1 protein-coding gene is annotated in these 534 nt (G+C 37.1%); it reads left to right on the plus strand.

Annotation, left to right across the window (positions count from 1 at the left end; all coding sequences use genetic code 11):
* The first annotated feature begins 19 nt into the window (after positions 1–19).
* Positions 20–448 (plus strand): hypothetical protein, encoded by a 429-nt coding sequence (locus tag HHO50_RS20950; protein WP_181309098.1) that lies wholly within the window; start codon positions 20–22, stop codon positions 446–448.
* Positions 449–534 lie beyond the last annotated feature (86 nt).

Below are 534 nucleotides of genomic sequence, written 5' to 3' on the forward strand. Positions count from 1 at the left end.
GTTAGCTGCAATTTAAATTATGACAAATTGGGAATATTATAAAAAGCCAAATTCTATTGACAAGGACAAAGCTATAGAGTTGATTACATCGTCTATTCCCGATTTAAAAAAGCACTGGGATATATACAAGAGCAAGGAATACACCGACTATTCAACAGAAAGAAATGACTATATAGATATTGGAGAAGTTGCCCGCTATGTCGTTGTAAGAGCTAAATCTAAAAAAACTGATGGATTTTCCTCCTTTTTCGATTCTGTCGAGGCTGTTTTAGCAAACGGCGATAGTGATACAATAAATTTGGTAGTTGTTGGACTACTTGAAGATATACAGAATATTTCAAGTGGAGAAAAAGATATTGATTACCATACAGATTTTGATATTTGGCTTCGACCTAAAACCAAAGAAGCTTGGGAACAAATAATACAGTTCTGGGAAGGGGAACAGTGAGAATAAAAAAAGAAAAACAGCAGCTAACACTGTGTAAACGGCATCTTCGGCCGACGGCCTCCGCCGCCGTTTACACTAGACCGTTG

This window comes from Rufibacter sp. XAAS-G3-1 (genome assembly GCF_013623775.1).
Lineage (GTDB): Bacteria > Bacteroidota > Bacteroidia > Cytophagales > Hymenobacteraceae > Nibribacter.